General features: G+C 56.7%; 21 protein-coding genes. 9 read left to right on the forward strand and 12 right to left on the reverse strand.

Going from position 1 to position 25,791, the window contains the following annotated elements; translation table 11 throughout:
• Positions 1-18 precede the first annotated feature (18 nt).
• The 3 genes from AC2FFB_RS03835 to AC2FFB_RS03845 form a co-directional block, all read right to left on the reverse strand.
• A complete protein-coding gene (locus tag AC2FFB_RS03835) occupies positions 19-2,373 on the reverse strand; it encodes a TRAP transporter large permease (protein WP_281971950.1) in 2,355 nt (784 codons plus the stop codon).
• A gap of 17 nt (positions 2,374-2,390) precedes the next feature.
• Complete coding sequence (locus AC2FFB_RS03840) at positions 2,391-3,317, reverse strand: TRAP transporter small permease subunit (protein ID WP_271947526.1); 927 nt, start codon at positions 3,315-3,317, stop codon at positions 2,391-2,393.
• A gap of 119 nt (positions 3,318-3,436) precedes the next feature.
• Entirely contained in the window at positions 3,437-4,519 is a 1,083-nt protein-coding gene (locus tag AC2FFB_RS03845; protein ID WP_142633295.1) for a TRAP transporter substrate-binding protein, read from the reverse strand.
• Between the two features lie 245 nt (positions 4,520-4,764).
• On the opposite strand from AC2FFB_RS03845, the gene AC2FFB_RS03850 reads away from it, so the two are divergent.
• Together AC2FFB_RS03850 and AC2FFB_RS03855 are read left to right on the forward strand one after the other, a co-directional pair.
• On the forward strand, positions 4,765-6,198 hold the full coding sequence (locus AC2FFB_RS03850) for a cache domain-containing protein (RefSeq protein ID WP_282027358.1): 1,434 nt from the start codon (positions 4,765-4,767) through the stop codon (positions 6,196-6,198).
• Positions 6,195-6,842, forward strand: a complete 648-nt coding sequence (locus tag AC2FFB_RS03855) for a response regulator transcription factor (RefSeq protein ID WP_142633290.1) — start codon at positions 6,195-6,197, stop codon at positions 6,840-6,842. The genes AC2FFB_RS03850 and AC2FFB_RS03855 overlap by 4 nt, the downstream gene beginning before the upstream one ends.
• Before the next feature lie 78 nt (positions 6,843-6,920).
• Here AC2FFB_RS03855 and AC2FFB_RS03860 read toward each other — a convergent pair whose 3' ends face one another.
• Positions 6,921-7,766, reverse strand: coding sequence for a HalD/BesD family halogenase (locus AC2FFB_RS03860; RefSeq protein ID WP_142633288.1), 846 nt, complete (start codon positions 7,764-7,766; stop codon positions 6,921-6,923).
• 422 nt (positions 7,767-8,188) lie between these two features.
• Between AC2FFB_RS03860 and AC2FFB_RS03865 the strand changes: the two genes are divergently transcribed.
• From AC2FFB_RS03865 to AC2FFB_RS03880, 4 genes are all read left to right on the forward strand, one after another.
• Positions 8,189-9,940 carry an acetolactate synthase 3 large subunit gene (locus AC2FFB_RS03865; RefSeq protein ID WP_271947532.1) on the forward strand — a complete coding sequence of 584 codons (1,752 nt, stop codon included), beginning with the start codon at positions 8,189-8,191 and terminating at the stop codon, positions 9,938-9,940.
• Between the two features lie 8 nt (positions 9,941-9,948).
• Complete coding sequence (locus AC2FFB_RS03870) at positions 9,949-10,341, forward strand: hypothetical protein (protein ID WP_496691088.1); 393 nt, start codon at positions 9,949-9,951, stop codon at positions 10,339-10,341.
• A 6-nt stretch (positions 10,342-10,347) separates the two neighbouring features.
• The gene (gene ilvN / locus AC2FFB_RS03875) at positions 10,348-10,908 is read left to right on the forward strand and encodes an acetolactate synthase small subunit (RefSeq protein WP_142633282.1); all 561 of its coding nucleotides are present in this window, start codon (positions 10,348-10,350) and stop codon (positions 10,906-10,908) included.
• Positions 10,909-11,232: 324 nt separating this feature from the next.
• Positions 11,233-11,937 carry a helix-turn-helix domain-containing protein gene (locus AC2FFB_RS03880; protein WP_246097160.1) on the forward strand — a complete coding sequence of 235 codons (705 nt, stop codon included), beginning with the start codon at positions 11,233-11,235 and terminating at the stop codon, positions 11,935-11,937.
• A gap of 16 nt (positions 11,938-11,953) precedes the next feature.
• Here the strand turns inward: AC2FFB_RS03880 and AC2FFB_RS03885 are convergent, their stop codons facing one another.
• From AC2FFB_RS03885 to prfB, 4 genes are all read right to left on the reverse strand, one after another.
• Positions 11,954-12,733 (reverse strand): DUF2189 domain-containing protein, encoded by a 780-nt coding sequence (locus AC2FFB_RS03885; protein WP_496874518.1) that lies wholly within the window; start codon positions 12,731-12,733, stop codon positions 11,954-11,956.
• Positions 12,734-12,762: 29 nt separating this feature from the next.
• Positions 12,763-14,157 carry an amidase gene (locus AC2FFB_RS03890; protein ID WP_496712884.1) on the reverse strand — a complete coding sequence of 465 codons (1,395 nt, stop codon included), beginning with the start codon at positions 14,155-14,157 and terminating at the stop codon, positions 12,763-12,765.
• Positions 14,158-14,252: 95 nt separating this feature from the next.
• On the reverse strand, positions 14,253-14,945 hold the full coding sequence (locus AC2FFB_RS03895; RefSeq protein WP_496693413.1) for a M50 family metallopeptidase: 693 nt from the start codon (positions 14,943-14,945) through the stop codon (positions 14,253-14,255).
• A gap of 14 nt (positions 14,946-14,959) precedes the next feature.
• Positions 14,960-16,087: a peptide chain release factor 2 gene (gene prfB, locus AC2FFB_RS03900; protein WP_142633271.1), complete on the reverse strand. Its 1,128-nt coding sequence runs from the start codon at positions 16,085-16,087 to the stop codon at positions 14,960-14,962.
• A gap of 77 nt (positions 16,088-16,164) precedes the next feature.
• Between prfB and AC2FFB_RS03905 the strand changes: the two genes are divergently transcribed.
• Positions 16,165-16,998: an aminoglycoside phosphotransferase family protein gene (locus tag AC2FFB_RS03905; protein WP_496874519.1), complete on the forward strand. Its 834-nt coding sequence runs from the start codon at positions 16,165-16,167 to the stop codon at positions 16,996-16,998.
• Here the strand turns inward: AC2FFB_RS03905 and AC2FFB_RS03910 are convergent.
• The 3 genes from AC2FFB_RS03910 to AC2FFB_RS03920 all read right to left on the reverse strand — a co-directional run bounded on the left by AC2FFB_RS03910 (position 16,992) and on the right by AC2FFB_RS03920 (position 22,027).
• Positions 16,992-19,481 (reverse strand): penicillin-binding protein 1A, encoded by a 2,490-nt coding sequence (locus AC2FFB_RS03910; protein WP_496688377.1) that lies wholly within the window; start codon positions 19,479-19,481, stop codon positions 16,992-16,994. The two genes, AC2FFB_RS03905 and AC2FFB_RS03910, sit on opposite strands and share 7 nt — an antisense overlap.
• A gap of 95 nt (positions 19,482-19,576) precedes the next feature.
• Positions 19,577-20,797, reverse strand: a complete 1,221-nt coding sequence (locus AC2FFB_RS03915) for an N-acetylmuramoyl-L-alanine amidase (protein WP_496676059.1) — start codon at positions 20,795-20,797, stop codon at positions 19,577-19,579.
• A 66-nt stretch (positions 20,798-20,863) separates the two neighbouring features.
• Complete coding sequence (locus AC2FFB_RS03920) at positions 20,864-22,027, reverse strand: pyridoxal phosphate-dependent aminotransferase (RefSeq protein WP_496874520.1); 1,164 nt, start codon at positions 22,025-22,027, stop codon at positions 20,864-20,866.
• Between AC2FFB_RS03920 and AC2FFB_RS03925 the strand changes: the two genes are divergently transcribed.
• Both AC2FFB_RS03925 and AC2FFB_RS03930 read left to right on the forward strand, forming a co-directional pair.
• Positions 22,026-23,408, forward strand: a complete 1,383-nt coding sequence (locus AC2FFB_RS03925) for a M48 family metalloprotease (RefSeq protein WP_496693505.1) — start codon at positions 22,026-22,028, stop codon at positions 23,406-23,408. The genes AC2FFB_RS03920 and AC2FFB_RS03925 overlap by 2 nt on opposite strands.
• The gene (locus AC2FFB_RS03930; protein ID WP_271947549.1) at positions 23,405-24,163 is read left to right on the forward strand and encodes a DsbA family protein; all 759 of its coding nucleotides are present in this window, start codon (positions 23,405-23,407) and stop codon (positions 24,161-24,163) included. Before AC2FFB_RS03925 ends, AC2FFB_RS03930 begins: the two co-directional genes overlap by 4 nt.
• A gap of 39 nt (positions 24,164-24,202) precedes the next feature.
• Here the strand turns inward: AC2FFB_RS03930 and AC2FFB_RS03935 are convergent, their stop codons facing one another.
• Positions 24,203-25,624 (reverse strand): pectate lyase family protein, encoded by a 1,422-nt coding sequence (locus AC2FFB_RS03935; RefSeq protein WP_496712875.1) that lies wholly within the window; start codon positions 25,622-25,624, stop codon positions 24,203-24,205.
• Positions 25,625-25,791 lie beyond the last annotated feature (167 nt).

Raw genomic sequence — 25,791 nt, forward strand, 5'->3', positions numbered from 1 at the left:
TGAACACCTGATCTTTGATCAATTCGGGATCAGATCCGGCACGATGGTCACAATCGCAGGGAAGAACCAAAGGATTCCGATACCTACCACCTGGATCAGCACAAACGGTACAATCCCACGATAGATATGGCCGGTGGTCACTTCTTTCGGCGCGACCCCGCGCAGATAGAACAGCGCAAATCCAAAAGGTGGTGTCAGGAACGAGGTCTGCAGGTTCACCGCCACCATGATCGTCACCCATTTCGGATCAAAAGACCCGCCATAGATTACCGGGCCTACAATCGGGATCACGATGTAGATGATTTCCAGGAAATCCAGTACGAACCCAAGGAAGAACAGCACCAGCATCACGATCAGGAAGACTGTGAATTCATTGTCAAAGCTCTTGAGGAACTGCTGGATATAGTGCTCACCGCCAAACGAGATCACCACAAGGTTCAGCAATTGAGACCCGATCAAAATGGTGAACACCATTGAGGTCACCTTGGCGGTTTCCCGCACCACCGGGGTCAGCACGCCGCTGGAATACAGAACCCAGCAGCCGAACAGCAAACCGAACAGGGCATACAGATAGGCCGCATAGGCTATGATGAAGGCAATCCAGGTTTCGGCCGAGGCGCTGCTCTGATTGATGCGCAGATCAAAATTGACCCCCATCAACAGGGCAATGACCACGGCGAAGGTGGCCCAGATGATGACCTTGCCGGACCGCTCCTGATCTTGCAGCTTGCGATAGGCCGCCAGCATGATCGCACCACCTGCGCCCAAAGCCGCCGCCGGTGTTGGGTTGGTCACCCCACCCAGGATCGACCCCAGCACCGCGATGATCAGAACCAGCGGAGGAAAGACCACCCGGATCAGATCATTGGTGGCACAGCGCGCCGCAGCCTCTTTGCAGCCATAGATGGCCAAGGCAAAGGGCAACGCCAGCATCACAAAGGTCAACCCTGACGACGTTGTTGGCGACACGAACAGAATATCGACAAGCAACATCAGGATCAGACCAATGGACCCAAGGATCAGCGGCTGTGGCGACCGTGACGGCGCAATGCCCCGACCCAGCACAATGGTCAGACCCAGCAACAGAACCATCACCGCAACACCCGTTCCAATCGGAGCGGCGTTGGCAATCTTCTCTTGCTGCGCGGTGGCCAGTTCTTCCTCGGTCAGACGGGTCGATTCTGCGGCACCACCTGCGTCATCAATGGCCGTTTGCTCGGCCACGGCCTGATCCCAGGCGGATTGACCATGCAGCTCAATCATCGAGGCTTTGCAGGTTTCGGAAACGTTGGTCCGCAGCGATGCGCCCTGCCCGATATCAGAGAAAGCCGAGACCGAGACGTTCTGGCTGCCGATAACCCCCAGATTGCCCAGCAGAACTGTACCCACGATCAGCGCGACAGGCGCACCCAGCAACCAGGTGAAACCTTCTGAACGGGTAATGGGCTCTCCGCTGCCGCCGGTCATGGGCACCGCAGGCGCCTTATGCGGGTTGAGCAGCGCATAGCCAAAGGCATAAAGCGCATATAGCAGCGCCAACATGATCCCTGGCAGCAAGGCGGCCTGGAACAAAGTACCGACCGAGACAACCGCAGGCTCACCCAGATAGGTCAGTGCGTCCGTGCATCCTGCGTCAACCGCGCGGGTCTCTTGAGCCGTCGAATACAAGTCACCGGCCAGCGTTCCCAGCAGAACAATCACGATCGAGGGCGGGATGATCTGCCCCAGCGTACCTGAAGCCGCAATGACACCCGTCGCCAATTCAGGCGAATAGTTGTTGCGCAGCATGGTTGGCAGCGCCAGCAAGCCCATGGTTACAACGGTCGCGCCCACGATCCCGGTTGAGGCCGCAAGAAACGCCCCCACGACCACAATCGAAACGGCCAGACCACCCGGCAACGGTCCAAAGACGCGCGCCATTGTGGTCAGCAGATCATTGGCGATCTTCGACCGTTCAAGCGTGATGCCCATCAGCACGAACATCAAAACCGCCAGAAGGGTTTCAATGGACTGACCGGCCAGAACACGCTCGTTCATGCGGTTCACGATGAACGACACGTTGCGGTCCAGAGCGGTTTCCCAGCCCGAGACAAAAACAGGCTCGGCAATCCTTGGTAAGTCCGGGAAGCGGAACACTGATATGGTATCGGGTTTAACCCCCGTGCTGACCAGATCCTGATACGCCGCAGAGCCGGTGTCGATCGCCTGGTGAATCAGCAAACCTGCGCTGTCCAATGCGGCGATGATGCCGAATGAGATCACTCCTGCCCCGCCGATGGCGAAGGCCACCGGAAAACCGGATAGAATACCTCCGAAGAGGCAGAAAAATACGATAATGAGGCCTATCTCGACGCCATCAAGTCCGAATAGCATTGTCTGGTTCTCCGTCCCTAATGCGCGCCTTCGTAGGCTTCTTCACCCTCGCCAAGGCTGTCCTTGTCGAGGTATTTTCCAACACTTTCCGGGCCTTCCACATATTCCAGATACGAGCGGTACAGGAATGCAATCGCGTGCAGGAACACCATCGCTGCGAAGGCGATCAGCAAGATCTTGAACAGGAAATAGCCGTTGAATCCGTTGGGGCTGAACCCGATGGTTTCCACGTTCCAGCGCAGCGCGCGGGACTTGGCCACCAGCCGGTCCAAAGTATCACTGGCCGAGGGCTTCGGCACGATCAGATGCCGCCACATGAAGTACCAGCCATACATCCAGGTCAGCACCGCCATCGGCATCATGAACAGTATGGCACCACACATGTCGACCACACGTTTGGCGCGGTGGCTGATGCCGGCATAGATTAGGTCAACGCGGACATGGCCGCCCTGTACAAAGGTGTAGGTGCAGCACAGGCACACGACCATGGCGTTATACAGTTTCAGCTCTTCAGCGAACCAGCTGATATCCATCTGAAACGGGATACCCAGCCCAAAGGACATATCCGGGCGGGTAAAGACCCGCTGCATGAACACGATGATGATCTGCTGAACCACCATCAAAAGGCCTGCCCAGGCGAAGAAACGCCCCGTCGTGTTGGCAAAGCCTTCAAGCCCGCGCACCATCGCCCACATGAAGTTGCGGTAGTAAAGACCAATGGCCGTCAACACTAGAAACAGCGTGAAAACCACAAAGAAGAACTCGACCGACCCGCCGTAATAGACAAAGCGCATGACTGCTTCTTTGTCCGACCAGTCTAGCCAGAGTTGCGGATGCGTGATGGCGTATCCGAAATTAATGAAGGCTTCGGCAATGTTCTGAATGAACCATATCAGTCCATTCCACAGGGCGCCGAAGAACGAGATACCGTTTTCGTCCTGCATGTTGTCCCCAGGTCGCGTCAGTTGCACATTTGAGAGTTACAGTTTGTCCGACCGTCAGATGCGCAACGGGAATGGCTCCCCCGACATGCGGGGGAACCGATTTCAAAGATCGAAGTGACTTAGCCGCGAACGCGGTCGCGCTGCGAGGTGTAGACACCCGACGACAGATTGTTCCAGGCCGAAGACGCGGCCATGGATTCCATCGCGCTGTCGTGGATGCGCTTGAACAGCTCGTCGCCCATGTTCTCGTCCAGGACTTCCTGGCTTGCGGCACCAAACGCGTCCCAAACGCTGTCCGGGAACTCCATGACCTTGACGCCACCTGCCTGCAGACGCTGCAGCGCCGCGCCGTTGTTGGCCAAGAATTGCGCCAGGTTCCACTGATGGCATTCACCTGCGGCGATCTCGATGATCTTCTGCTGCGAGGCAGACAGGCTGTCATAGACCTCGCGGTTGGTTGCCAGCGAAAGACCCGCACCCGGCTCATGGAAGCCCGCGGTGTAGTATGTCTTGGTGATTTCCTGGAAACCGGCTTTTTCGTCAGCCCACGGACCGATCCACTCGGTTCCGTCGATCGCGCCGGATGACAGCGCCTGATACACTTCGGAGCCCGGAATGTTCTGTACGGATGCGCCCAGTTTACCCAGAGCTTTACCGCCCAGCCCCGGCATGCGGAACTTCAGGCCGTTGAAATCTTCGGGGCTGTTGATCTCTTTCGAGTACCAGCCACCCGCCTGCGCACCGGTGTTACCAGCCAGGAAGGATTTCAGGCCAAAGATTTCGCCCAGCTCGTCATGCAGTTCCATACCACCGGCATGGTAGTACCAGTTCACCAGTTCCTGGGCGGTCATACCAAACGGAACAGCGGTAAAGAATGCATAGCCCGGATGCTGACCCACAAAATAATAGTCTGCCGCGTGGTACATGTCGGCCTGACCGGATGATACCGCGTCAAACACTTCGAACGCGCCAACCAGCTCACCGGCTGCTTTGATCTCAACGTTCAGGTTGCCGTCCGACATGGTGGTGATGCTGTCGGCGCAGCGCTGCGCGCTGTCGAACACACCTGCAAGGCCACGGCCCCAGGATGTGACCATGGTCAGCGTGCGCTTGCCCTGTGCATAGGCCGGTGCCGCCAGCGTGGTCGCTGCAGCAGCCGAGCCGCCCAGTGCGGATGTTTTCAGAAATGAACGACGGTCCATATGAGTGATCCTCCCCTTCATAATCATGACCCGGATTGTCCGGGCCTGTCGTATTCAACAGCGGCAAGACTAGTCACAAGGAAGTGAAAGGGAATACCTACTACTGCGTAGAAACGCGGCTTTCTGCGCGAATTGCACAGGCAATAACGGTCCAATCATAGCAAAACAGGGATTTTTGGTGCCGTTTTCCCGCCAGACGCCCAATCTTTTTGCAATTTTGCTGTGGCTTGCGTATCGATTCGTCCATGCAAAGACTTCGACAACTGGTCTCGTTGACCTATGCTCAAAAGCTGTCGCTGGTGGCGGCGATCCCGCTGGTCGTGGCGGTGGCCGCGATTGCGGTGATGGTTGCCTATGAGGCGCGCGCCACTGCCGAGCGCGAAATTGAAGCACTGGAACGCTCTTTGATTCAGGCCAAGAAGGAAGAGCTGCGCAACTATGTGACTCAGGCGCGCAATGGGTTTGCCTATATCTACGGGCGCGCGGCTCCGGATGACGCCGCCGCCAAAACTCAGGTAGCGCAAATCCTGTCGGCCATGATCTATGGGCAGGACGGGTTCTTTTTCGTCTATGACTATGACGGCACCAATCTGGTAAGCCCCCGTCAGACTGAGTTCATCAACCGAAATTGGGAGGGTCTGACCGACAGCGACGGCACACCGGTGGTGAATGAGTTCATTCGCCTTGCTCGTCAGGGTGCGGGTTGGCACAGCTTTATGTGGCAAAAGCCCTCGACCGGGGAAGAAGCGCAGATGATCGCCTATGTCGTCGGCCTTCAGGATTGGCGCTGGGTCGTGGGCACCGGGGTATTCATCGATGACATTGTTGCTGCAGTTGCCAGCGCACGGGCCGAGGTTGAAGCGCGCGTGCAGCGTACCTTCATGTATATCGGTGCCATTGTTCTGGCCGCTGTTCTGATTGTCTTTGCCTCAGGCATGTTGCTCAACATCCGCGAAAGACGTCTGGCCGATGCCAAACTGAAACAGCTGACCCAGCGGGTATTCGACGCGCAAGAGGAAGAGCGCGGCCGTGTGGCACGCGAGCTTCATGACGGGATCAGTCAGATCCTTGTGGGCGTGCGCTTTGCGTTGGACAACGCCCGCCGTCGCCTGTCGCGCGGCGATGATGTGGGCGCGCATGATCCACTGGACAAGGGGATCGAGCATCTGGGAACCGCCATCAGCGAGGTCCGCCGCATCAGTCGCGACTTGCGCCCCGGCGTGCTGGACGATTTGGGCCTCGGCCCCGCGCTTGAGGCTCTGACAGATGATTTCCGCGAGAGAACCGGGATCGAGACCGATTTCTCGACCGTTGTTTTCCGCAACCGGCTGGATCAGGATAGCAAGATCGCCCTCTATCGCATTGCCCAAGAGGCCCTGACCAATATCGAACGCCATTCCGGTGCCACCCATGTCACCATCGATCTGCGCGGGCACAAGAAAGGCGCAACCATGCGAATAACCGACAATGGCCGCGGTTTGCGCAACTCTCCGGGTCGGGGCAGTACCGGGATTGGGTTGCGCAATATGCAGGAACGGATCGAGCAACTTGACGGATCGCTGCGTATTCTGTCATCACGCGGCCACCGCAGCGGCACAGTGATCGAGGTCAGCCTGCCACTCAGCCACCTGTTGCCGCCACAGGAAGACGCAACTCCGAACCGAAAGGCCGGTACATGAGCGACCAGACGATCCGGGTCCTGATTGTCGACGATCATCCAATGGTGGCCGAGGGGATCCAGTCGATCCTCGAAAGCTATGATGACATTACCGTGGTCGGGACACTCAGCAGCGGAAAGAAAGCGGTTGATCAGGTTGCCGATCTGAAGCCTGACGTCATCCTGATGGACCTGAACATGCCCGGGCTAAGCGGTCTGAGCGCAACCGAGATCATCCTTGAACGCATACCGGACACCTGCATTCTGATCCTGTCCATGCATGACAGCCCCGAATATATTTCGACTGCTCTCAGCCATGGTGCAAAAGGGTACGTGCTCAAGGACGTCCCAACGGATGAAATCAAAAAGGCCATCGACGCCGTCATGCGGGGTGAACAATATTTGTGCACGGGCGCAAGCGGTTCCCTCAAACCCAAAGGCGACACAACGCGCGAGGCTTTGACCGGGCGCGAGCAGACGATCTTGCTGGAGCTGGCACAAGGGAAATCGAACAAGGAAGTCGCCCAAACACTTGATATCTCAGTGCGAACGGTCGAAACCCATCGCAAGAACATCAAACGAAAATTGGGCATATCCTCAACTGCCGGCCTGACCCGCTATGCGCTGGAGCACGGCGTTCTACAGGGCACCAGCCCAGGGTTCTGATCCCGTAGCGCGGCACGCGCTGCTCGGCCTAGCCGCCGCAGGCAGGCGGGCAACGGGCGAGAGCACTCTTAGTTACCGTCAATCCAGAAGGGCGTCGCGCCGGACTCCTTCCTTGTCATGGTGATGCTGAAGAACACGCCCATATAACTGACGGGTCCGTTCCACCCCACCGCACATGCCTTCGGTTTCGACAAAAGAAAAGATCCCGACATATCGTCTGCGCTCTCCTTTCACGGGAGCGACCCGGTGCAAGGAATAGCGCCCTTTGAAAATCTGCAGATCCCCTGGGTTCAACACCAACTGGTGCACCCGTGTCCGATCACCGCCCAGAACCGCAGAAACAGCCGCGAAATTCTCATCCTCGGCGCTTCGCAGGTTGGGGGCATATTCGAATTCACCACCGAATTCTCCATTCTGAATGGCCAGCGTCACGGTGTAGTTGTTGGTGTCAAAATGCCAGGGAAACCCCTGCCCTTCTTCGACCACGTTGATGATGACATCAGCCAAAGGATCATCGTAGCGAAAGAACCGGTCTTCGGACTCGTTCAATGCCGTTCGAATGAAAGGTAAAAAACCAGCGAACTCATAAATACGTCGCAGCGGTCCGGATTTGGAAAAACTGTCCGCTGGCACAAAGGCATTCGACCGATCATAAAATCGACGCACCGGATGGCTTGGCGCCAATGCCGGGTCGTCTTTGGTGAAATACGGATTCGTTCGGCTAAATGACCTATGTGCACCAACGGCAGTCTTATCAGCTTCTTTCAGCAAACGCGCCACGCCATCCTCGTGTACGAAACCTGGAAGAACAGCACAGCCGTCCCGATCCAGCTCGCGCCTCAGATCACCTATCAGCTGCTCATATGCCCATGAACCGGGGCGGTCTATCGGGTATCGCCCGAGATCAACCAGATCCTGCAACATGTTCGGCCTCCCTCGCCACTGCAATTAAGTCCAGCGTGACTCAGCCTAAAATCACGATCATGCCCGTTTCGGACATCGGCATGACGCATTTCGACACTTCCGTGCCACTCGCCAAGCATTGCAAAGGGGCGAAAATCCCGAAAGTTCCGAACATGCGTCAAAATGCGCAATAAAATGTCGCAAAATACCACCCAGAAGTTAGAAAATTGGTGCAATTGCCTGTTGACGCCCCTTTCCACCGCCCATAATGTCCAACCCACGCAAAAAGGAGCCTCTGGCGATGAGAACGCTAGTCGTAATCGTAGGAACCACGCGCATGGGCCGGTAACGGTAAACCATAATCGAACCCATGCGCCTCCGAAAATCTCGGGGGCTTTTTTTATGCGAAACGCAAGACACATGTCGCGAACGGAGCAAAGCAGATGACACGTGAGATGACCGGCGCAAAGATGGTAGTTCAGGCCCTCAAGGATCAGGGCGTGGACACGGTATTCGGATACCCCGGTGGCGCCGTGCTACCGATCTATGACGAGATCTTTCTGCAAAACGACATTCGCCACATTCTGGTGCGTCACGAACAGGGTGCGGTTCACGCCGCCGAAGGCTATGCCCGCTCGACCGGCAAGCCCGGCGTTGCACTTGTGACCTCGGGCCCCGGCGCTACCAATGCGGTGACCGGGCTGACAGATGCGCTTCTGGACTCGATCCCGATTGTTGTTCTGACCGGACAGGTTCCAACCTTCATGATCGGCTCGGACGCCTTTCAGGAGGCTGATACTATTGGCATCACCCGCCCCTGCACCAAACATAACTGGCTGGTAAAGGACACGAATTCGCTGTCCGATACCCTGCACGAGGCGTTCCATGTCGCCACCTCGGGCCGCCCTGGTCCGGTTCTGGTCGATATCCCCAAAGACGTTCAGTTCGCAACCGGTGACTATAGCGCCCCAAAGCCCTCGACCTCGCACTACCAACCGATAGTGAAGGGCGATCTGGAAGAGATCACCGAGTTGGTTGCTGCGATTGAGACCGCCAAGAAACCCGTCTTTTACACCGGCGGCGGCGTCATCAATTCGGGCCCGGCAGCCAGCCAGTTGCTGCGGGAACTGGTAGACGCAACAGATTTCCCGATCACTTCGACCCTGATGGGTCTGGGCGCCTATCCGGCGTCGGGCAAAAACTGGCTTGGTATGCTGGGCATGCACGGGTTGTATGAGGCCAATCTGGCGATGCATGATTGCGATCTGATGATCAATATCGGCGCTCGTTTTGATGACCGCATCACTGGACGGATCGACGCGTTCTCGCCCGATTCCAAAAAAGCGCATATCGACATCGACCCGTCTTCGATCAACAAGGTGATCCGCGTTGATATCCCGATTGTTGGCGATGTGGCCCACGTGCTTGAGGATATCCTCAAGGTCTGGAAATCGCGCGGTCGCAAGACCAACACCGCAGCTATTGCGAAATGGCAGGAACAGATCGGCGAATGGCGCAAGGTGAACTGCCTTGCCTATACCAACAGCGAAAAGACCATCAAACCGCAATACGCGCTGCAACGCCTTGAAGAACTGACTAAAAAACATGACCGTTACATCACGACCGAGGTTGGCCAACACCAGATGTGGGCCGCTCAATACCTTGGCTTCGAAGATCCCAACCGCTGGATGACCTCAGGTGGTCTGGGCACGATGGGTTACGGATTCCCGGCCTCTATCGGTGTTCAGATGGCACATCCCGACGCGCTGGTGATCAACGTGGCTGGTGAGGCCTCGTGGCTGATGAACATGCAGGAAATGGGCACCGCAACGCAGTATCGCCTGCCGGTGAAACAGTTCATCCTGAACAACGAACGCTTGGGCATGGTGCGCCAGTGGCAGGAACTGCTGCATGGCGAACGGTATTCGCATTCCTGGTCCGAAGCGCTGCCTGATTTCGTCAAGCTCGCCGAGGCGTTTGGCGCCAAGGGTATCTTGTGTTCTGACCCCGCCGATCTGGACGATGCGATCATGGAGATGATCAACTATGACGGCCCCGTGATCTTCGACTGTCTGGTCGAAAAGCACGAGAACTGCTTCCCCATGATCCCGTCGGGCAAGGCCCATAACGAGATGCTGCTGGGCGAGGCCGAGACGCAGGGCGTGATCGATAGCAAAGGTTCGGTTCTGGTATGACAGCGCAGATGATCAGTTTTGACGCAACGCGCTTCCAGCCTACGCCGGACGAGTTGAACGAAGAAGCTGATGATTTCATCAATCCGGATGTGTTTGGCAAGGAACTCAGCATCTTTCTGAGTAAAGAGCTTGCCGCATCCGGGTTTGAGGTTTCCTTCGCCTGTGCCGAGGACTGGGGATGGTATCACGAAATTGATCATGACGAGCCGTTTGCCCTGGTTTTCGGCTGCTCAAACTATGGTGATGGCCATCTGGTTCAGTTCTCACCAAAGACCGAGCATGTGAGAAAGATGTTCAAGAAATACCACGCAGCCCCCAAGGTGGATGCATTGCGTGGCGCAATTTGGAAAATTCTGGAGAATGCCGAAGGTGTATCGAACCTTCGCTACGAAGAGGACTAGCTCAGCATGTCTGCCCTACATATCAAAAAAGGCTCCACCCGCCATTCGGCCTATAACCTACGACCCACGTTTTCCGACGTGCAGGAACGCCATACCATTGCAGTTCTGGTCGAGAATGAACCGGGGGTTCTAGCCCGCGTCATCGGCCTGTTCTCGGGCCGTGGTTATAACATCGAAAGCCTGACCGTGGCCGAGGTTGACCATACCGGCCACCTCAGTCGCATCACCATCGTCACCACCGGCACACCGCAGGTGATCGAACAGATCAAGGCGCAGCTGGGCCGGATCGTATCGGTACGCGACGTGCATGACCTGACGGTCGAAGGCGCGTCGGTCGAGCGGGAATTGGCCATCATCAAGGTGGTCGGCGACGGCGACAAGCGGGTCGAGGCGCTGCGTCTGGCCGATATTTTCCGTGCCAATGTCGTGGACAGCACGTTGAATTCGTTCATTTTTGAGATCACTGGCGCACCTGACAAGATCGACGCCTTTGCCGATCTCATGCGCCCGCTGGGTCTGATCGAAATCGCCCGAACCGGCGTTGCAGCCCTGTTGCGCGGCGATTGACCAAAACTGCCCCGCCGGCGCATCCAGTTGGCGGCGGGGTATCGGCAATACCCAATTTGCAAGATCACAATACGCCAAACGTGAACATCAACGTCACATTTGCCTAAAAAGTTTAAGCTAAATCAGAATTAACCTATTGCGTCTGTGCATCATCGCGTTAGCCTTCAAGGGTAGCGCGGCGTTGGGATGCGTCCGCTGGGACATCTGTACGATTTCAGACAGCGCCTGGTTTGTTGGCCAGTTGTGTCGCGGTTATTCGGAATACACACAAGTACCGGGACGAAAATGACGAACGACAGCCGCAGCCCCGACGACCTACGCAGGATGTTCGGCGCCAATCTGAGAACTCTTGCTGGACAATATAATTCAGTTTCCGAGCTGTGCCGCCAGCTTGGAGTGAACCGAACTCAGTTCAATCGCTATCTTGGCGGCGAAAGCTTTCCCCGACCCGATGTCCTTGACCGAATATGCCGCTTTTTTGATGTTGATGCTCGGATTTTGCTCCATCCCTTGGATCAGATTGACCAACCGTCCAAGCACCCGGCTGCCGTCGCCCTGACTGAGTTTCTAGGATCCACCCCAGCCACCTTGACTGAAATTCTGTTTCCCGGCGGGTTCTATTATGCGACCGAGACAGAACTTGATGGCACAAAACCCCTGAGGCACAGGCTTTTTCACGCCCGAAGGTTACCGCAATGTACTTTGGTGAGAGGGTTTGAACCAATTTCCGAGACACCCGGAGCATCAGTCGCAGAGCGCGAAGTCCAGGGTATCGTGGCTTGTGCCGGGCGGCAGATTTATATGCTCATGTCCTGTCGTGCGTCTCAGAAAAGTAGGATCTATCTGGTTACACGTGGAATTGAAAATCAAACAAACTGTTGGCGCGGTGTCGCAATTTGCCTGTCAAAAACTACAGCTACAGCAACGACGACACGGCGGATATTGCTCAGACATTTAGGGGACGACACCTCGACAGTCCTGGCCGCCGCGCGCATTGCACGCCGACCAGAAGTCATGGCCCGCGCTTGACAACGATCCTGGTGTGTTAACCCGCGATTTCCCCGCCCTGAGAGATCAGCCAGTATAGGTGCCAACTGGCGTGCCCCAATAGCGGCAGTACGATCAACAAGCCGAAAAACCAGGGAATCATTGCGGCAAACGTCAGAACCGCAATCAGCGCGCCCCACCCCAGCATCAATCTGCGGTTTGCGGCCACATAGCTATAGCTGGCAATCATTGCGGTCACAAAATCCAGCTCTCGGTCCAAAAGCATCGGAATTGAAAGCACCGTGATCATGTAGAGGATGGTCACAAAAATCGCGCCAACAGCTGTTCCAACCGCCAACATCGTCAACCCGTTTGATGTAAGGAACACCTCAAGGGACGAAGACACATTGGTCATGGTCGATAGCCCCATAAAAAGGGCAAAGATCATGTGGCCAAGAAAGAACCAGAACAGAAACATCACAACGATGATGGCGCAGATCGAAGGTAACTGACGGCGGCTTTGACTCAGGATTACGCCAAATATGGCCCGAGAATCCAAACCTTCACCCTCTTGAATGCGCCGCGATACCTCATACAGCCCCACCATGGCAAAGGGGCCCAGCATCGGGAAACCGATTGCGGCCAAAATCAGCCAATAGGTCGTTCCGGTCGTGAGAGTGACCCAAACCATCAGCCAGCCCATCAATACATAGAACCCGGAAAAGAGCAGCCCAAAGAGCGGAGCGCGGCGAAAATCGCTCCAGCCTCGCCTTAGGGCCTCGTGCAGCATTTCGACATCTACCCGCCCCATGTTCGGAACACCAAACTGTTTGTCCATGGCTTTTATCCTTCGTATCCGGTCGATTTTCAGGCGGGTCGTTTTTGCGGCCAACTGGTGGCAGAATGATAAGCAGATCCGATGGACAAAATGCGAGAGTCCGCTCCGCGCGGACCAAAGATCTGCATTCCCATCGGCAAGCCTTCGGATCCAAATCCAACAGGAACCGAGAGGCAAGGCAGTCCGATCAGGCTGACCGGCACCACGACCTGCATCCAACGGTGATAGGTATCCATCCGGGTGCCGTTGATTTCGGTGGGAAATGCAAGCTGCAAGTCGAATGGCCAGACCTGGGCCGACGGCAGGATAAGCGCATCATAGTCCTGGAAAACTTCGGTCGCACGTCGGAACCACTCGGTTCGCACAACACTGGCACGATGGACCTGCATCGCTGTCAGCGCCAGACCACGGTCCAGTTCCCATTGCGCAGTATCCTTCAGTGACGCGCGGTGTTCTGTCAGAGACGCAAGACCGGCGGCCACGCTCCACGAACGCAATGTAATCCAGCTATTCCACATCTGGTCTGCGTCAAAGGGTGGTGTGAGGGGTTCGACCTTGGCCCCGAGTTGAGTGAACACCTCGAGCGCGTCACGGCAAATCTCGCGGATACCAGGTTCGAATGGAAAGGCTCCGCCCCAGTCATCCAACCACCCGATACGCATTCCGGTCAGATCTGCGGGTTGGACCGGAGACACGGTTTCCCCCGGATGACCCAAAGGTTGAGACGGATGAGTGCCGCTGATCACATCAAGCAATAGACCAATATCTTCGGGGCTCCGCGCCATCGGGCCCAATGTAGAAAGCTGGTGCAAGTATCCGTCACCGTCGGGTTCGTTTGGCACCCGCCCCCAACTGGGCCTGAAGCCATAGACGTTGTTCCATGCCGCAGGGTTGCGCAGGCTGCCCATCATGTCAGACCCATCGGCCAGCGCCACCATGCCAGACGCCAGCGCAACTGCTGCCCCACCGGATGAACCGCCGCAGGTACGCTCGGGGTCATATGGGTTGCATGTGACGCCATATACAGGGTTGAACGTATGTGAGCCCAACCCGAATTCCGGGGTATTGGTTTTACCGATCAGGATTGCCCCGGCCTCTTTCATCCGCTGGGCTAACAGATCGTCTGTTTCCGGAATGAACCCATTCAGGATTGGTGATCCTTGGGACGAAACGACGCCCGCAACATTCACCAAGTCTTTGACGGCAATCGGCAGACCATGCAGCGGACCACGGTTTGGTCCGGCATCAACAGCACGGGCCTCGGCCATCAAATCATCAGGATCACGCATTGCCACGATTGCATTCAGGCGCTCGTTCACTGCGGCGATCCGCTCTAGCGTCAGTTGCATCAGCTCAGCCGCCGATAAACGCCCAGAGGACAATGCACTCAACAATTCCGCAGCTGTTATTTGGCCTAGATCCATCCCTGGGCTCCACCTTTTTGGTCAGCCTAGCCGGAGCGTATCCTCATTTAAACCCTCAGTTTGAATGCATCTTTTTTAGCAAAGACCACCCGAAGTCACTTGGATCGAGACTCAAAATGCAAATTGCTGTCGTGCCCAAGAAAGTGTTTTACGCACAAAAGGATGGAAAGGACGCTTAACACAAGCCAGATCCCGCCCCACATCATGGTCGTGCCGCCGAATTCTTGGGCCAGCATGTAGGCATCCGAGCGGACACCCGAGCGCCGGATCGTGTCATCAAAGATATCATAAGGCACATAGATCACGCTGGTCAGCCCGATCACGCGTAAAGCCAGATCACAGATCGGCCGACTTAGATAGAACGCCATGCCGATCATTACCGCCCCAACACCTGCACAAAACGCCATGGCAAAGGGATCGCGAACATAAAGCGCTGTTACCAACAGCATCACGCCGCCAAATCCACCCAGCACCGCCCGGTCCCAATGCGTGCGCAATGCTATCAGCAACAACCCCATCCCTAGCGCCAGCGACCCGAGATAACCGGCGGACAGGCTGAAGAATCTTTGCCCACCACGCGCTGTGACAAGACCACCCTGCTGCGGTGAGATCGAGAAGCTCTCGACCGAACCACCGGTTAGGACGACGGTTATCGCGTGCGACAGCTCGTGCAGGAAAACGATGAGTATCTTCAGAGGCACCACAATCGGCGTAGACCAGAACACAAACACCAAAGCGACAAGCGCAATCAGTTGCCAATGTCCTTTGATCAGCTTCATCATGGGCATCGAACGCGCTGCTATCAGCCTTCGCCCTGCGCTTCGGAACGGCTTTTTCCGGCCACGTTCAAGGCCAGCGTGGCGGCCATGAACCCGTCAAGATCCCCATCCAAAACCCCCTTGGTATCCGAGGTTTCATGGTTGGTCCTCAGGTCCTTCACCATTTGGTAAGGCTGCAGAACATACGACCGGATCTGGTTGCCCCAGCCCGCATCGCCCTTGGCCTCGTGGGCTGCGTTGATGTCAGCATTGCGGCGGTCCAGCTCTTGCTGGTACAGGCGGGATTTCAGCGCTTTCATCGCAATATCACGGTTCTGGTGCTGGGATTTCACGGATGATGTAACAACGATCCCGGTCGGGATATGCGTGATCCGCACGGCTGAGTCTGTCGTGTTCACGTGCTGACCCCCGGCCCCCGAGGACCGGTAGGTGTCGATGCGAATCTCGGACGGGTTGACCTCGATCTCGATATTGTCGTCCACCACCGGGTAAACCCAGACCGAACTGAACGAGGTATGCCGTTTGGCCGCCGAGTCATAAGGTGAAATTCGCACCAGCCGATGCACGCCGCTTTCCGATTTCAGCCAGCCATAGGCGTTGTGGCCAGAAATTTTGTACGCCGCGGATTTAATACCCGCCTCTTCGCCCGAGGTCTCGGATTGCAGCTCGACCGTATAGCCCTTTTTCTCGGCCCAGCGGACATACATCCGCGCCAGCATCGAAGCCCAGTCGCAGCTTTCGGTGCCGCCTGCGCCCGAATTGATCTCGAGGAAGGTGTCGTTGCCGTCGGCCTCTCCGTCCAGCAGCGCCTCAAGCTCTTTTTTGGCGGCTTTGGCTTTTAGCTTTCTGATCGCCTCTTCAGCGTCGGTGACGACTTCTTCGTCCTCTTCCATCTCGCCCAGTTCGATCAATTCCATATTGTCGCTGAGGTCGGTTTTGATGGATTCATAGATTTCAATAGCATCGACCAGCATCTGCCGCTCTCGCATCAGTTTTTGCGCATTCTCGGGGTTGTCCCACAGGTTGGGATCCTCTACCCGGGCATTGAATTCCTCAAGGCGATGGGGTGCGGTTTCATAGTCCATGCGCTGCGCCAGCAGCTCTAGCGACTTTTCAATTTCCGCCACGGTATTCTGGGTTTCGGCGCGCATGGTTACGTCCCAACTTGCTCAATCAGGCCTGCGTGATAGCAAGAGCGTGGGGCCACCACAAGACAGCGGAGACCTGAATGCATATTGTTCCGGGTGATATCATGGATTGCTGGGGATTATGCCGTGCCACTCTGATCGCCGAAGCCCAGCATGCGTTAGTCTGGAAAGTTCACGCGCGGGATTATGGGCCGGCCGCGCTAAAGTTATACCACCGCGCAGATCGCGGGAACGAAGCTGCTTCGACCAGGCTTTTGTCGCTTTGGCAGGATCGTGGCGCGGTTGCCATTTATGCCGAAGCGGGCAAAGCCGTATTGATGGAGTGGTTGGAGGGTCCGACACTGGGTGACATCGCGCGTGACGGAAACGCTGAAAGCGCGCTGCAGGTTTTCTCGGAGATGGCCCACCGCCTTCACCAAAAGCCCACGGTTGCGTTCGACGAGCTGCGACCATTGCACGAGGTATTCAATCCACTGTTTGATTGCACGTTTGCCCGCGATTGCCCTGATGCACTACAACGCGATGTGATCCGCGCAACGGAACTGGCATCAAACCTTCTGACGAGCCAACCGCAGGTGGTGCCGCTGCATGGTGACCTTCACACCGATAACGTAATTCAAACGCCTTCAGGGGCACAGGTAATTGATGCAAAGGGGTATCTGGGCGATCCTGCTTTTGAACTTGCAAACGCACTGCGGCATCCCAAAGGTATGCCCGATCTGGTTCGCAGCCGCGACCAGATCGAACGTTGCCTCCAGCTTTACTCCGGAGCGTTAGGTGTGTCGCGGAAACGTCTTGCCCAATGGGCCGCTGCAAAATGTGCGCTATCCATCATGTGGCGCGGCCATGGGATAGTTTCAGCTGCGCCCGAGGCGACGCTCTTGAACCTATTGTTGCGCGCGGCGGATCAGTAAAGCCCGCCGCCCTGCAAATCGCCCTGGCTGGCATTTGGGCCAACGGTGATGGTGTCGCCGGTCGACGTGGTCACCTGACGGCCCGAGCTGTTGACCTCTTCAAACAGCGGCAGATCGGAACCCATCGCAAAACCACCGTCATAGATGCGGTCGATAAAGCCGTCGGCGCCATCGCGGAAATACTCGGCCACGACAAAGTCTCCGGACGCATCAGATGGCAAGCGCGCGCCGCTGAACCGGTCGATTTTGATAAAGTGACCACCTGGGGGCACCTCGAACGGGCCTCCACCGTATTTCTCGACTGCGGTTTCCATGAAGCTTTGGAACACAGGTCCACACAAAGTGCCGCCATACGCGCCCCGGCCCATCGGGCGGGGGCGGTCATAGCCGATATAGCAGCCTGCAACAATGTTCGAGGTAAAGCCGATGAACCAGGCGTCTTTGGATTCGTTGGTTGTTCCGGTCTTCCCAGCGGTGGGCACAGGCAGATTGATAACGCTGGATGCCGTGCCGCGATCTACGACACCTTTCATCATCGACGTCAGCTGATAGGCGGTAATCGCATCCATGACCTGACTGCGGTTTGTCTCGATCGTGGGGGATTCATCAGGTTCCAGCCAGGCCGAATTACAATCCAGGCACTGGCGGTCATCGTGGCGATAGATTGTCTTGCCGAACCGATCCTGAATACGGTCAACCAGAGTGGGTTCAACCCGCTCGCCGCCATTTGCGAACATCGCATAGGCCGCAACCATCTTGTACAGCGTCGTCTCTTCGGACCCCAGCGAGTTGGCCAGGAAAGCACCCATCCGGTCATAAACGCCAAAGCGTTCCGCGTATCCGGCAACCACGGGCATCGTGACTTCTTGCGCCAGACGGATAGTCATCAGGTTCCGCGACTGTTCAATCCCGGTACGCAATGGCGTCGGCCCGTAGAATTTGTTGGTCGAATTCTTGGGTCGCCACAGGCCCTGCGGTGTGTTCACTTCGATCGGAGCGTCGACCACAATGGTCGCAGGGCTATACCCGCTGTCCAACGCAGCGGCATAGACGAAAGGCTTAAAGCTTGACCCGGGTTGACGCTGCGCCTGCGTGGCACGGTTGAACACAGAATCCTGATACGAGAATCCGCCCTGCATCGCCAAAACCCGGCCCGAGTTCACATCCATCGCAACAAAGCCGCCCTGAACCTCGGGGACCTGACGGGCCGACCATTGGCCTTCTTCCCCGGCCATTACCAGAATGACGTCACCGCGTTTGAAGTTGTCGAAGAAGCTGCCCTGCATCCACTTGATGTCCGAGCGCGGGATGATGCCGTCAGCCGGACCATTTTCAATGCCGACGGTCAGGGCCTGCTCACCGACATCCAGTACTACGGCGGGATACCACTGCGTTGGCAGAACCACATCACGGGGGATTTCCAAAATCGCCAAGGCCTCACGCCACTGCACCTCATCCGCCAGAATTTCTTCGGCGATCACTTCGTCAGTCCCGTGCCATTTTCCACGAGACCGGTCGTATTTCTGCAGCGCCTCGCGCAGGGCGTGCGCGGCTTTGACTTGCATTTCCTCGTCCACAGAGGCGCGGACAGTAAAACCACCTGTGAAGAACTCGCCCTCGCCGAAATCTTCGCTCAGCTGGCGGCGGATTTCGTCGGTGAAGTAATCCCGCGGCGGTAAGGCGGTGCGGAAACTTTCGAAATCACCATTCTGGACAGACCGCAAAGGCATCTCGACCTCGGCCTCATAGGTCGCCGTGTCGATATAACCGTTTTGGTTCATCTCGCGCAGCACGTAATTGCGCCGGTTCACAAGGCGTTCTTTCTGCCGAACCGGGTGATAATCCGACGGCGCCTTGGGCATAGCCGCCAAAGTGGCGGCCTCATGCGGAGCCAATTCCTGAAGGGTCTTGTTGAAATAGGTTTGCGCTGCTGCGGTTACACCATACGAGTTCTGGCCCAGAAAAATCTCGTTCATGTACAGTTCTAGGATCTGTTCCTTATCCAGCGTATTCTCAAGCCGTGTGGCCAGGATGATCTCTTTGATCTTGCGCTCGGCCCGACGGTCCCCCGACAACAGGAAGTTCTTCATTACCTGCTGTGTGATCGTCGATGCACCCCGTACATTCTCGCCCTTGGATTTCACTGCCTCGACACCAGCGGCAATAATCCCGCGCGGATCATAGCCCTTATGGTTATAGAAATTCTTGTCTTCGGCCGAAATAAAGGCCTGCTTAACCAGTTCGGGGATTTCTTCTGACGGGGTGAACAGACGGCGTTCCTGCGCAAATTCGTCGATCAGCTGACCCTCGCCAGAATAAATCCGGCTGATCGTGGGCGGTTTGTACTGCGCCAGGGATTCGTGACTGGGCAGGTCGCGCCCATACATCCAGAACACCGCGCCGATAACCAGCGCAGCCATAAAAATACCCAGGGTCACGAGGCTGAATATCGCCCCGAAAATCGAAAGAATGAAACGGATCACGTTACTGCCTTTTGCTCGCGGTGCCGCCTATATAGTGTCGCACCTGTGCAGGGTCAAAACACCATGGCCAATAATAGCCGGTTTGCGCCACGGGGTCACTGTCCAATCAGGGATCGTTTTACCATATCGTCCTGGCGCCATTTCTCTAGCCCATCCCGAATACCGCGCGCCATTCCCATGCGCCATTCCTGATTTCGTATGTTTTTCAAATCTCTAGGGCTGGAAAGGAAGCCAAGCTCAATCAGAACGGAAGGAATATCCGCTGCCTTCAGAACCGAAAATGAGGCTGTGCGAATTGGCTTGTTGTTCATCGGACCACCCTGTTGCGTCATTCCATTCGCCAGCATTTGTGCCAACGCATCCGTACGCGGCCTGGTTTCCTGACGCGCAAGGTCCAGCAGAACATCTGCAACCTGATCATCCGCACCGCTCAGATCGACGCCCGAAATCAAATCACTGCGGTCGTGCCGCTCAGCCAGTTTGTGGCTTGCCACATCCGAGGCATCTTGAGACAGCGTATAAACGGCCGCGCCATGAGCCCGCCCTTCTGTCAGAATGTCGGCATGTAAAGAGATGAACACATCTGCACCTGCACGGTGTGCCAATGCAATACGACGTTCAAGAGAAACGAACTGATCATCGGTCCGCGTCATCTCAACCTCGTATCCGCCCGTGCGCAATAGCATCTCGCGCAGCTCTCGGGCAAAGGTCAGCATCAGCGTTTTCTCATCATCACCGTCAACTTCGGCGCCGGGATCAATTCCTCCATGCCCGGGGTCCAACATGACACGCAAAGTTCCGTTGCCCTGCCCCACCGGAGCGACCGATGTCTCTGCTGGTTCGGGCAAATCCCAGCCGGTTTGCCGGGGCGTTCCGGCGCTGGCTGCGAAACTGTCGAAATCTGTCCCTTGCAGCCCAAGCGTCAAATGCGCGGCCCCAGTCGCAGAGTCCACTCGCATATCCGCCGTCTCAACCGCCAGAGGCGCGCCCAGTTCGAGTACCATGCGGGACCAGCCCGGTACATAAGAGCCGAACTGCACACCGCTGATACGGCCAGTCTGTAGAAAGCGGTCACGATCAAGACCGGTCCAGTCTACCTCCTGGAAATCCAGGATCATCCGATACGGGTCGCGCAGGGTAAAAACGCGATAAGGCACCCCCTGGCTAAGCCCAAGCTGGATGCTTACACCGGACCGCCCGTCATCAACAATCGAACTTTGGTCTGGCAAAACACGGGCGAGTGCGCTGAAATCCTGCGCAACTGCGGTACTGCCTAGCGCCCAGATCAGCGCGATGGCGTAGATAATTCTGCTCATGGCCTCAAGTTTTCCCGAGATCGATTGAAGCGCAGCCTACCCGACCCGCACTTGGATGTGAACGCTTTAGGCTTGGGCAGAAATCAAGCCCCGATCAGCCGTGAAACGCTGAAGTCGCCGAAGCCCCTCTTCGATATCCCCGGTCGAACGTGCATAGGAAAAACGGATAGTGCCATGCCCGCGCTGAGGATCGAAATCCAGCCCCGGAGTGACCGCCACGCCGACCTTATCCAAAATCTCAGCCGCAAAGGCACGGCTGTCGTCGGTCAGGTCAGACACATCGGCGTAAACATAGAATGCCCCATCAGGTGGCGCGATATTGGTGAAACCGGCTTTGGGCAGACCGTCCAACATCAGCGCGCGGTTCCGCCGATAGACATCCAAATTTGCCTGCAATTCTTCATCACAATCCATCGCAGCCAGCGCCGCCACCTGGCTGGCATGGGGCGCGCAGATAAACATGTTCTGCGCGATCCGTTCGACAACGCGCACCTGATCCTCGGGCACAACCATCCAGCCCACACGCCAACCTGTCATAGAGAAATACTTGGAGAATGAGTTGATCACATAGCACTCATCTGTCAGCTCCAGCGCGGTGACGGCTTTGGCTTCGTATTCCAGACCGTGGTAAATCTCATCACTGATGAAAGACGCACCCTGCCCCTGAGCGGCCTCGATCAGCGTCCCCATTGCGGAGCGATCCAGCATGGTGCCTGTCGGGTTGGCCGGCGAGGCCACCATCAGCCCCTGCAAATTTAGCCCGGCGAAATCGGCTGGCACCGGCTGCAGGCGGTGTTCCGGAGCGGTGGGCAGATCAACCGCGACCAGCCCCAGGGCCCGCAATATCTGCCGATATGACGGATAGCCGGGGGCCCCAATACCCACGCGATCCCCGCTGTCGAACAGCGCGGTGAACGCCAGCAGAAATCCGCCTGACGAACCGGGGGTTACCACCACCCGTTCGGGATTGAGATCGACATTATACCACTCGCCATACATCTGCGCGATCCGGCGGCGCAGTGCTGGCAGACCCAATGCAACGGTATATCCCAGCGGGCCTTGCTCCATTGCCTTAGCCAATGCCTCGGTCGCCCCTTTGGGTGCGCCGGTTCCAGGCTGGCCGACCTCCATGTGGATGATGTGACGGCCGGCTTCTTCAGCTTTGCGGGCAGCCTCCATCACGTCCATCACGATGAACGGATCGACCCCGGACCGGGTTGAGTTTCGCATGGCCATCTCCCATGTTGCAATCATGGCTTTTGAACGCGTATCCAGGCTGGCGTCAATCCCAGCCCTGTTGCTGTTTGCAGTGACTTGGCTCGTAGGCGCTGTTCAGGCCCAAAGCCTGATCCGTGATCCAGATATTGAACACGGTCTGCGAGAGTTGGCCTTTCCCGTTCTGCGCGCCGCCGGTCTGAATACCAACCGGGTCCAGATACTGGTGGTCAATGACAGCACGTTCAATGCCTTCGTTCTGGATTACAATGCGATCTATCTGAACTATGGGCTAATTCTTTCAGTTGAAAGCCCCGAGATGTTGCAAGCGGTTATCGCACATGAGGCGGCCCATATCGCCAACGGGCACTTATCGCGCCGTTACGAAAACCTGAATGCAGCACGGCAAAAAGCCGGGCTTGGGACGGCTTTGGCACTGATTGCTGCAGCTGCTGGCGGCGGCGAGGCCGCATTCGGAATTGCAGCCGGTACTAATTCGGCAGCCCTGCGCAGCTTTCTTGGCCACACCCGCGCTGAAGAGTCCTCGGCGGATCGCAGCGCAGCAAGCTATTTACGTTGGGCCGGCATCTCGCCCAGTGGCATGGTGTCTCTGCACCGTAAATTCGCGGGGCAAGAGCTGTTAAACACGGTCAACCAGGACCCATACATGCGATCACACCCCACCAGCCGCGAGAGGCTGCGCGCCGCCGAGGCGTTTCTGGAAGAGTTCGGCGATAAAGCCAAACCCAGCCAGAATGCCGATTACTGGTTCGCAAGGGCGAAAGGTAAGCTTTCGGCCTTCATCCGCTCGCCCACATGGACGATGCGGCGCGCCAAAGAAGAAACCGCCCAGGACATACGACTGATGCGCGAGGCAGCAGCCCACCATCAAAACCGTGATCTGACCAAAGCGCGCGCTGCGATTGATGGTGCTTTGGCAATCCGGCCCAATGACCCCTATTACTATGACCTCAAAGGCCAGATCATGCTTGAAAACCGTCAAGTGGCTGATGCGGTAGCAGCATATGGCAAAGCCGTTGAATTGGCGCCGAATAACCCACTTATCCTAGCCGGATTCGGGCGGTCCCTGTTGGTTCAAGGTAAGACATTGGAAGCCTTGGCCATTCTTGAAAAAGCACGGGCCAGAGATTTTCGTAACGCAAGATTGATGCAAGACCTGGGTGCAGCTTATGCCAAAACAGGCAATACTGGCATGGCATCGGCGGTTACAGCCGAAAGATATGCCCTGCAGGGCCGTTTGGATGACGCCGGTATTCACGCGAAACGCGCGGTTGCGCAGTTGCCGGTCGGATCACCGGGTTGGCAACGGGCCCAAGATGTGTTGATTGCGTTTGAACAAGCAAACAAGAGTAATTCGAAAAGGAAACGGAAATGATCCTCAGACACGCTGCACCAGCCCTTCTGGGGCTTTCCCTGATCGCAGGATCGGCGCAGGCCCTGGACCTGAGCCAGCTGACCGACGCCGAAAAACAACAATTCGGAGAGCAGGTACGCGAATACCTCCTAGAAAACCCCGAAGTCATCATCGAAGCGATCAACATTCTGGAACAACGCAACGCCGTGGAAGAAGCGCAGGCGGATAAAGAGCTTGTCGCCAGCAATGCTGATGAGCTTTTCAACGACGGGTACAGCTGGGTGGGCGGCAATCCGGACGGAGATATTACTCTGGTCGAATTCATGGACTATCGCTGCGGATATTGCCGCCGTGCGGTTCCCGAAGTGGCCAGCCTGCTGGCCGAGGATGGCAATATTCGGCTTGTGATCAAAGAGTTTCCGATCCTCGGAGACGCGTCGATGATCTCATCCCGCTTTGCCGTTGCCGCCAAACATGTTGCCGGGGACGATGCCTATAAACAGGTTCACGATGCCCTGCTCGAATTCACCGGGGAACCGTCGCCGGTTACTTTGCGCCGTATCTCGGACGGGCTGGGTTTAGACAGTGACGCGATTCTGGCGGCAATGGACAGCGAACAGGTCACCGAGGAAATCCAAAAGACCCGTGAATTGGCGCAGCGGATGCAGATTTCGGGCACGCCTTCGTTTGTGCTGGGCACCGAAATGCTGCGCGGGTACCTGAAAGCAGATCAGATGCAGCAAATTGCGAATGCCGTTCGCGCCGAGCAAGGCTGATTTGGCAGGCCGGTTCCGCAACAGGAGCCGGCCATTCCGTCAGGGCATCGGGTCGCCAGCAAGGTGGCTTAGATATTCCTCTAGATTAGACCAGCCATCGCCGTCCCGGTCCGCCCAGACATCTGAGGGATCATTCGGGTCCAGGCCAGTCCGCCCTGTTTCCCAAGTATCAGACATTCCGTCCCGGTCAGTATCAACTGCCGCGTGAACAATGGGCAAATCCGGCCAACCGCCCACCTCGCCCGGATCGTTTATCCGATGTCCATCACAGCCGCGGACGTTTTCGATCACCATCGCATCCAGACTGTCCAAAGCTTGGTCATCCCCGTGCCGGGCCCCCACGGTTCCAAGAACGGTTTCGTATGTCGTGCTCACCTCGGCAGGTTCAACCGACAGCGGCTGGTGAGGTTCAGCCACTAGGAATTCGACCGCCGCATCATCCGCAATCTTGCCCTTCACTGATCTGTCGCATAGCAGCTCAATACGGCTGTCCAGATGCAGGTTATCTTGTTCGAAAACCGAGATGCTGAACCCTTTGTCCGCGCCATAAGGGAACACCTCGAATGCGGCAGGGGGCGGCCTGTTCCGTGTACTGGGGCCCGGCAGGACCACGTTTCCCACATAGGCGATCCATGTGTCGCCGTAATGGTTCCAGAACTCACCGAATTGCGAGGTCGCGTCGTAGAATACGTTGTTAATAATGTCGACTTGCCCAGATGGTGACGACTGGATGTCTGGATTTCTGTCGCGGTTATGGGCAAACAGGTTTTGATACAGGGTGACCCGCCCACATTGCCTTGCCGTTCCATCATCGGAACACAGCAGAGCCCCTTTTGAATGCTTTCCCTTTGTATGGGTGGACTTATCCAGAGCCAGGGCTGAGATGCTGCGGGCTATCGTGATATCTTCGCTTGGCAGGTTTTCCGTTCCAACGCCCAGATTTTCATCCGTGGCAAATTGGATCGAGACACGGTCAACGTAGATATTCGAACTGCTCTCTATGGAAAGCCCGTCCACGTTCGACGAGGGCTTGTAACTGGGTCCAGGCCGAAATTTGAGGTTCCGCAGCAAAACGTCCTGCGCCTCAAAAATCATCAGGGGTGAATCCAGAACCTTGCCAAGTTTGATCTGCACCCCCTGTCCCGGCGCGGTCTGTCCGGAGATATAGGTGTTCGAAGCCACTTTCATCTGGGTGTCTACAGTGATCGTCCCTGAAATATCGAAAACGCAAACCCGTCCGGAGCCGTCATTTTCGACGCACTCACGCAGGCTGCCCGGGCCGGTATCGTCCAGGGTTGTGATATGAAACACTTCGCCGCCACGCCAACCCGTAGCGTTCTGCCCATATCCCACCGCACCGGGAAATGCGGGCTGATCGGCCACTACGCTATCTGCCACCGTGAAACCCGAACACCCGGCGATCACTGCACCCAGGCCGAAGGCTTTCAAGTTACGGCGCATTGCATAAGCCCCCTGTTAGAGTCCAGACCGCAAAGACCGAGGGCCGAAGAGGCAGGAGACAATCTAATCTTCAAACGATCGCTTACTGGCATACGACTAAGAAACCCATGAAACAAAAACAACAAATCTAAGCGGGAATGAAAATCTCATTCCTCACAATAATGTGG

This window comes from Ruegeria sp. YTSA219, from assembly GCF_059609985.1.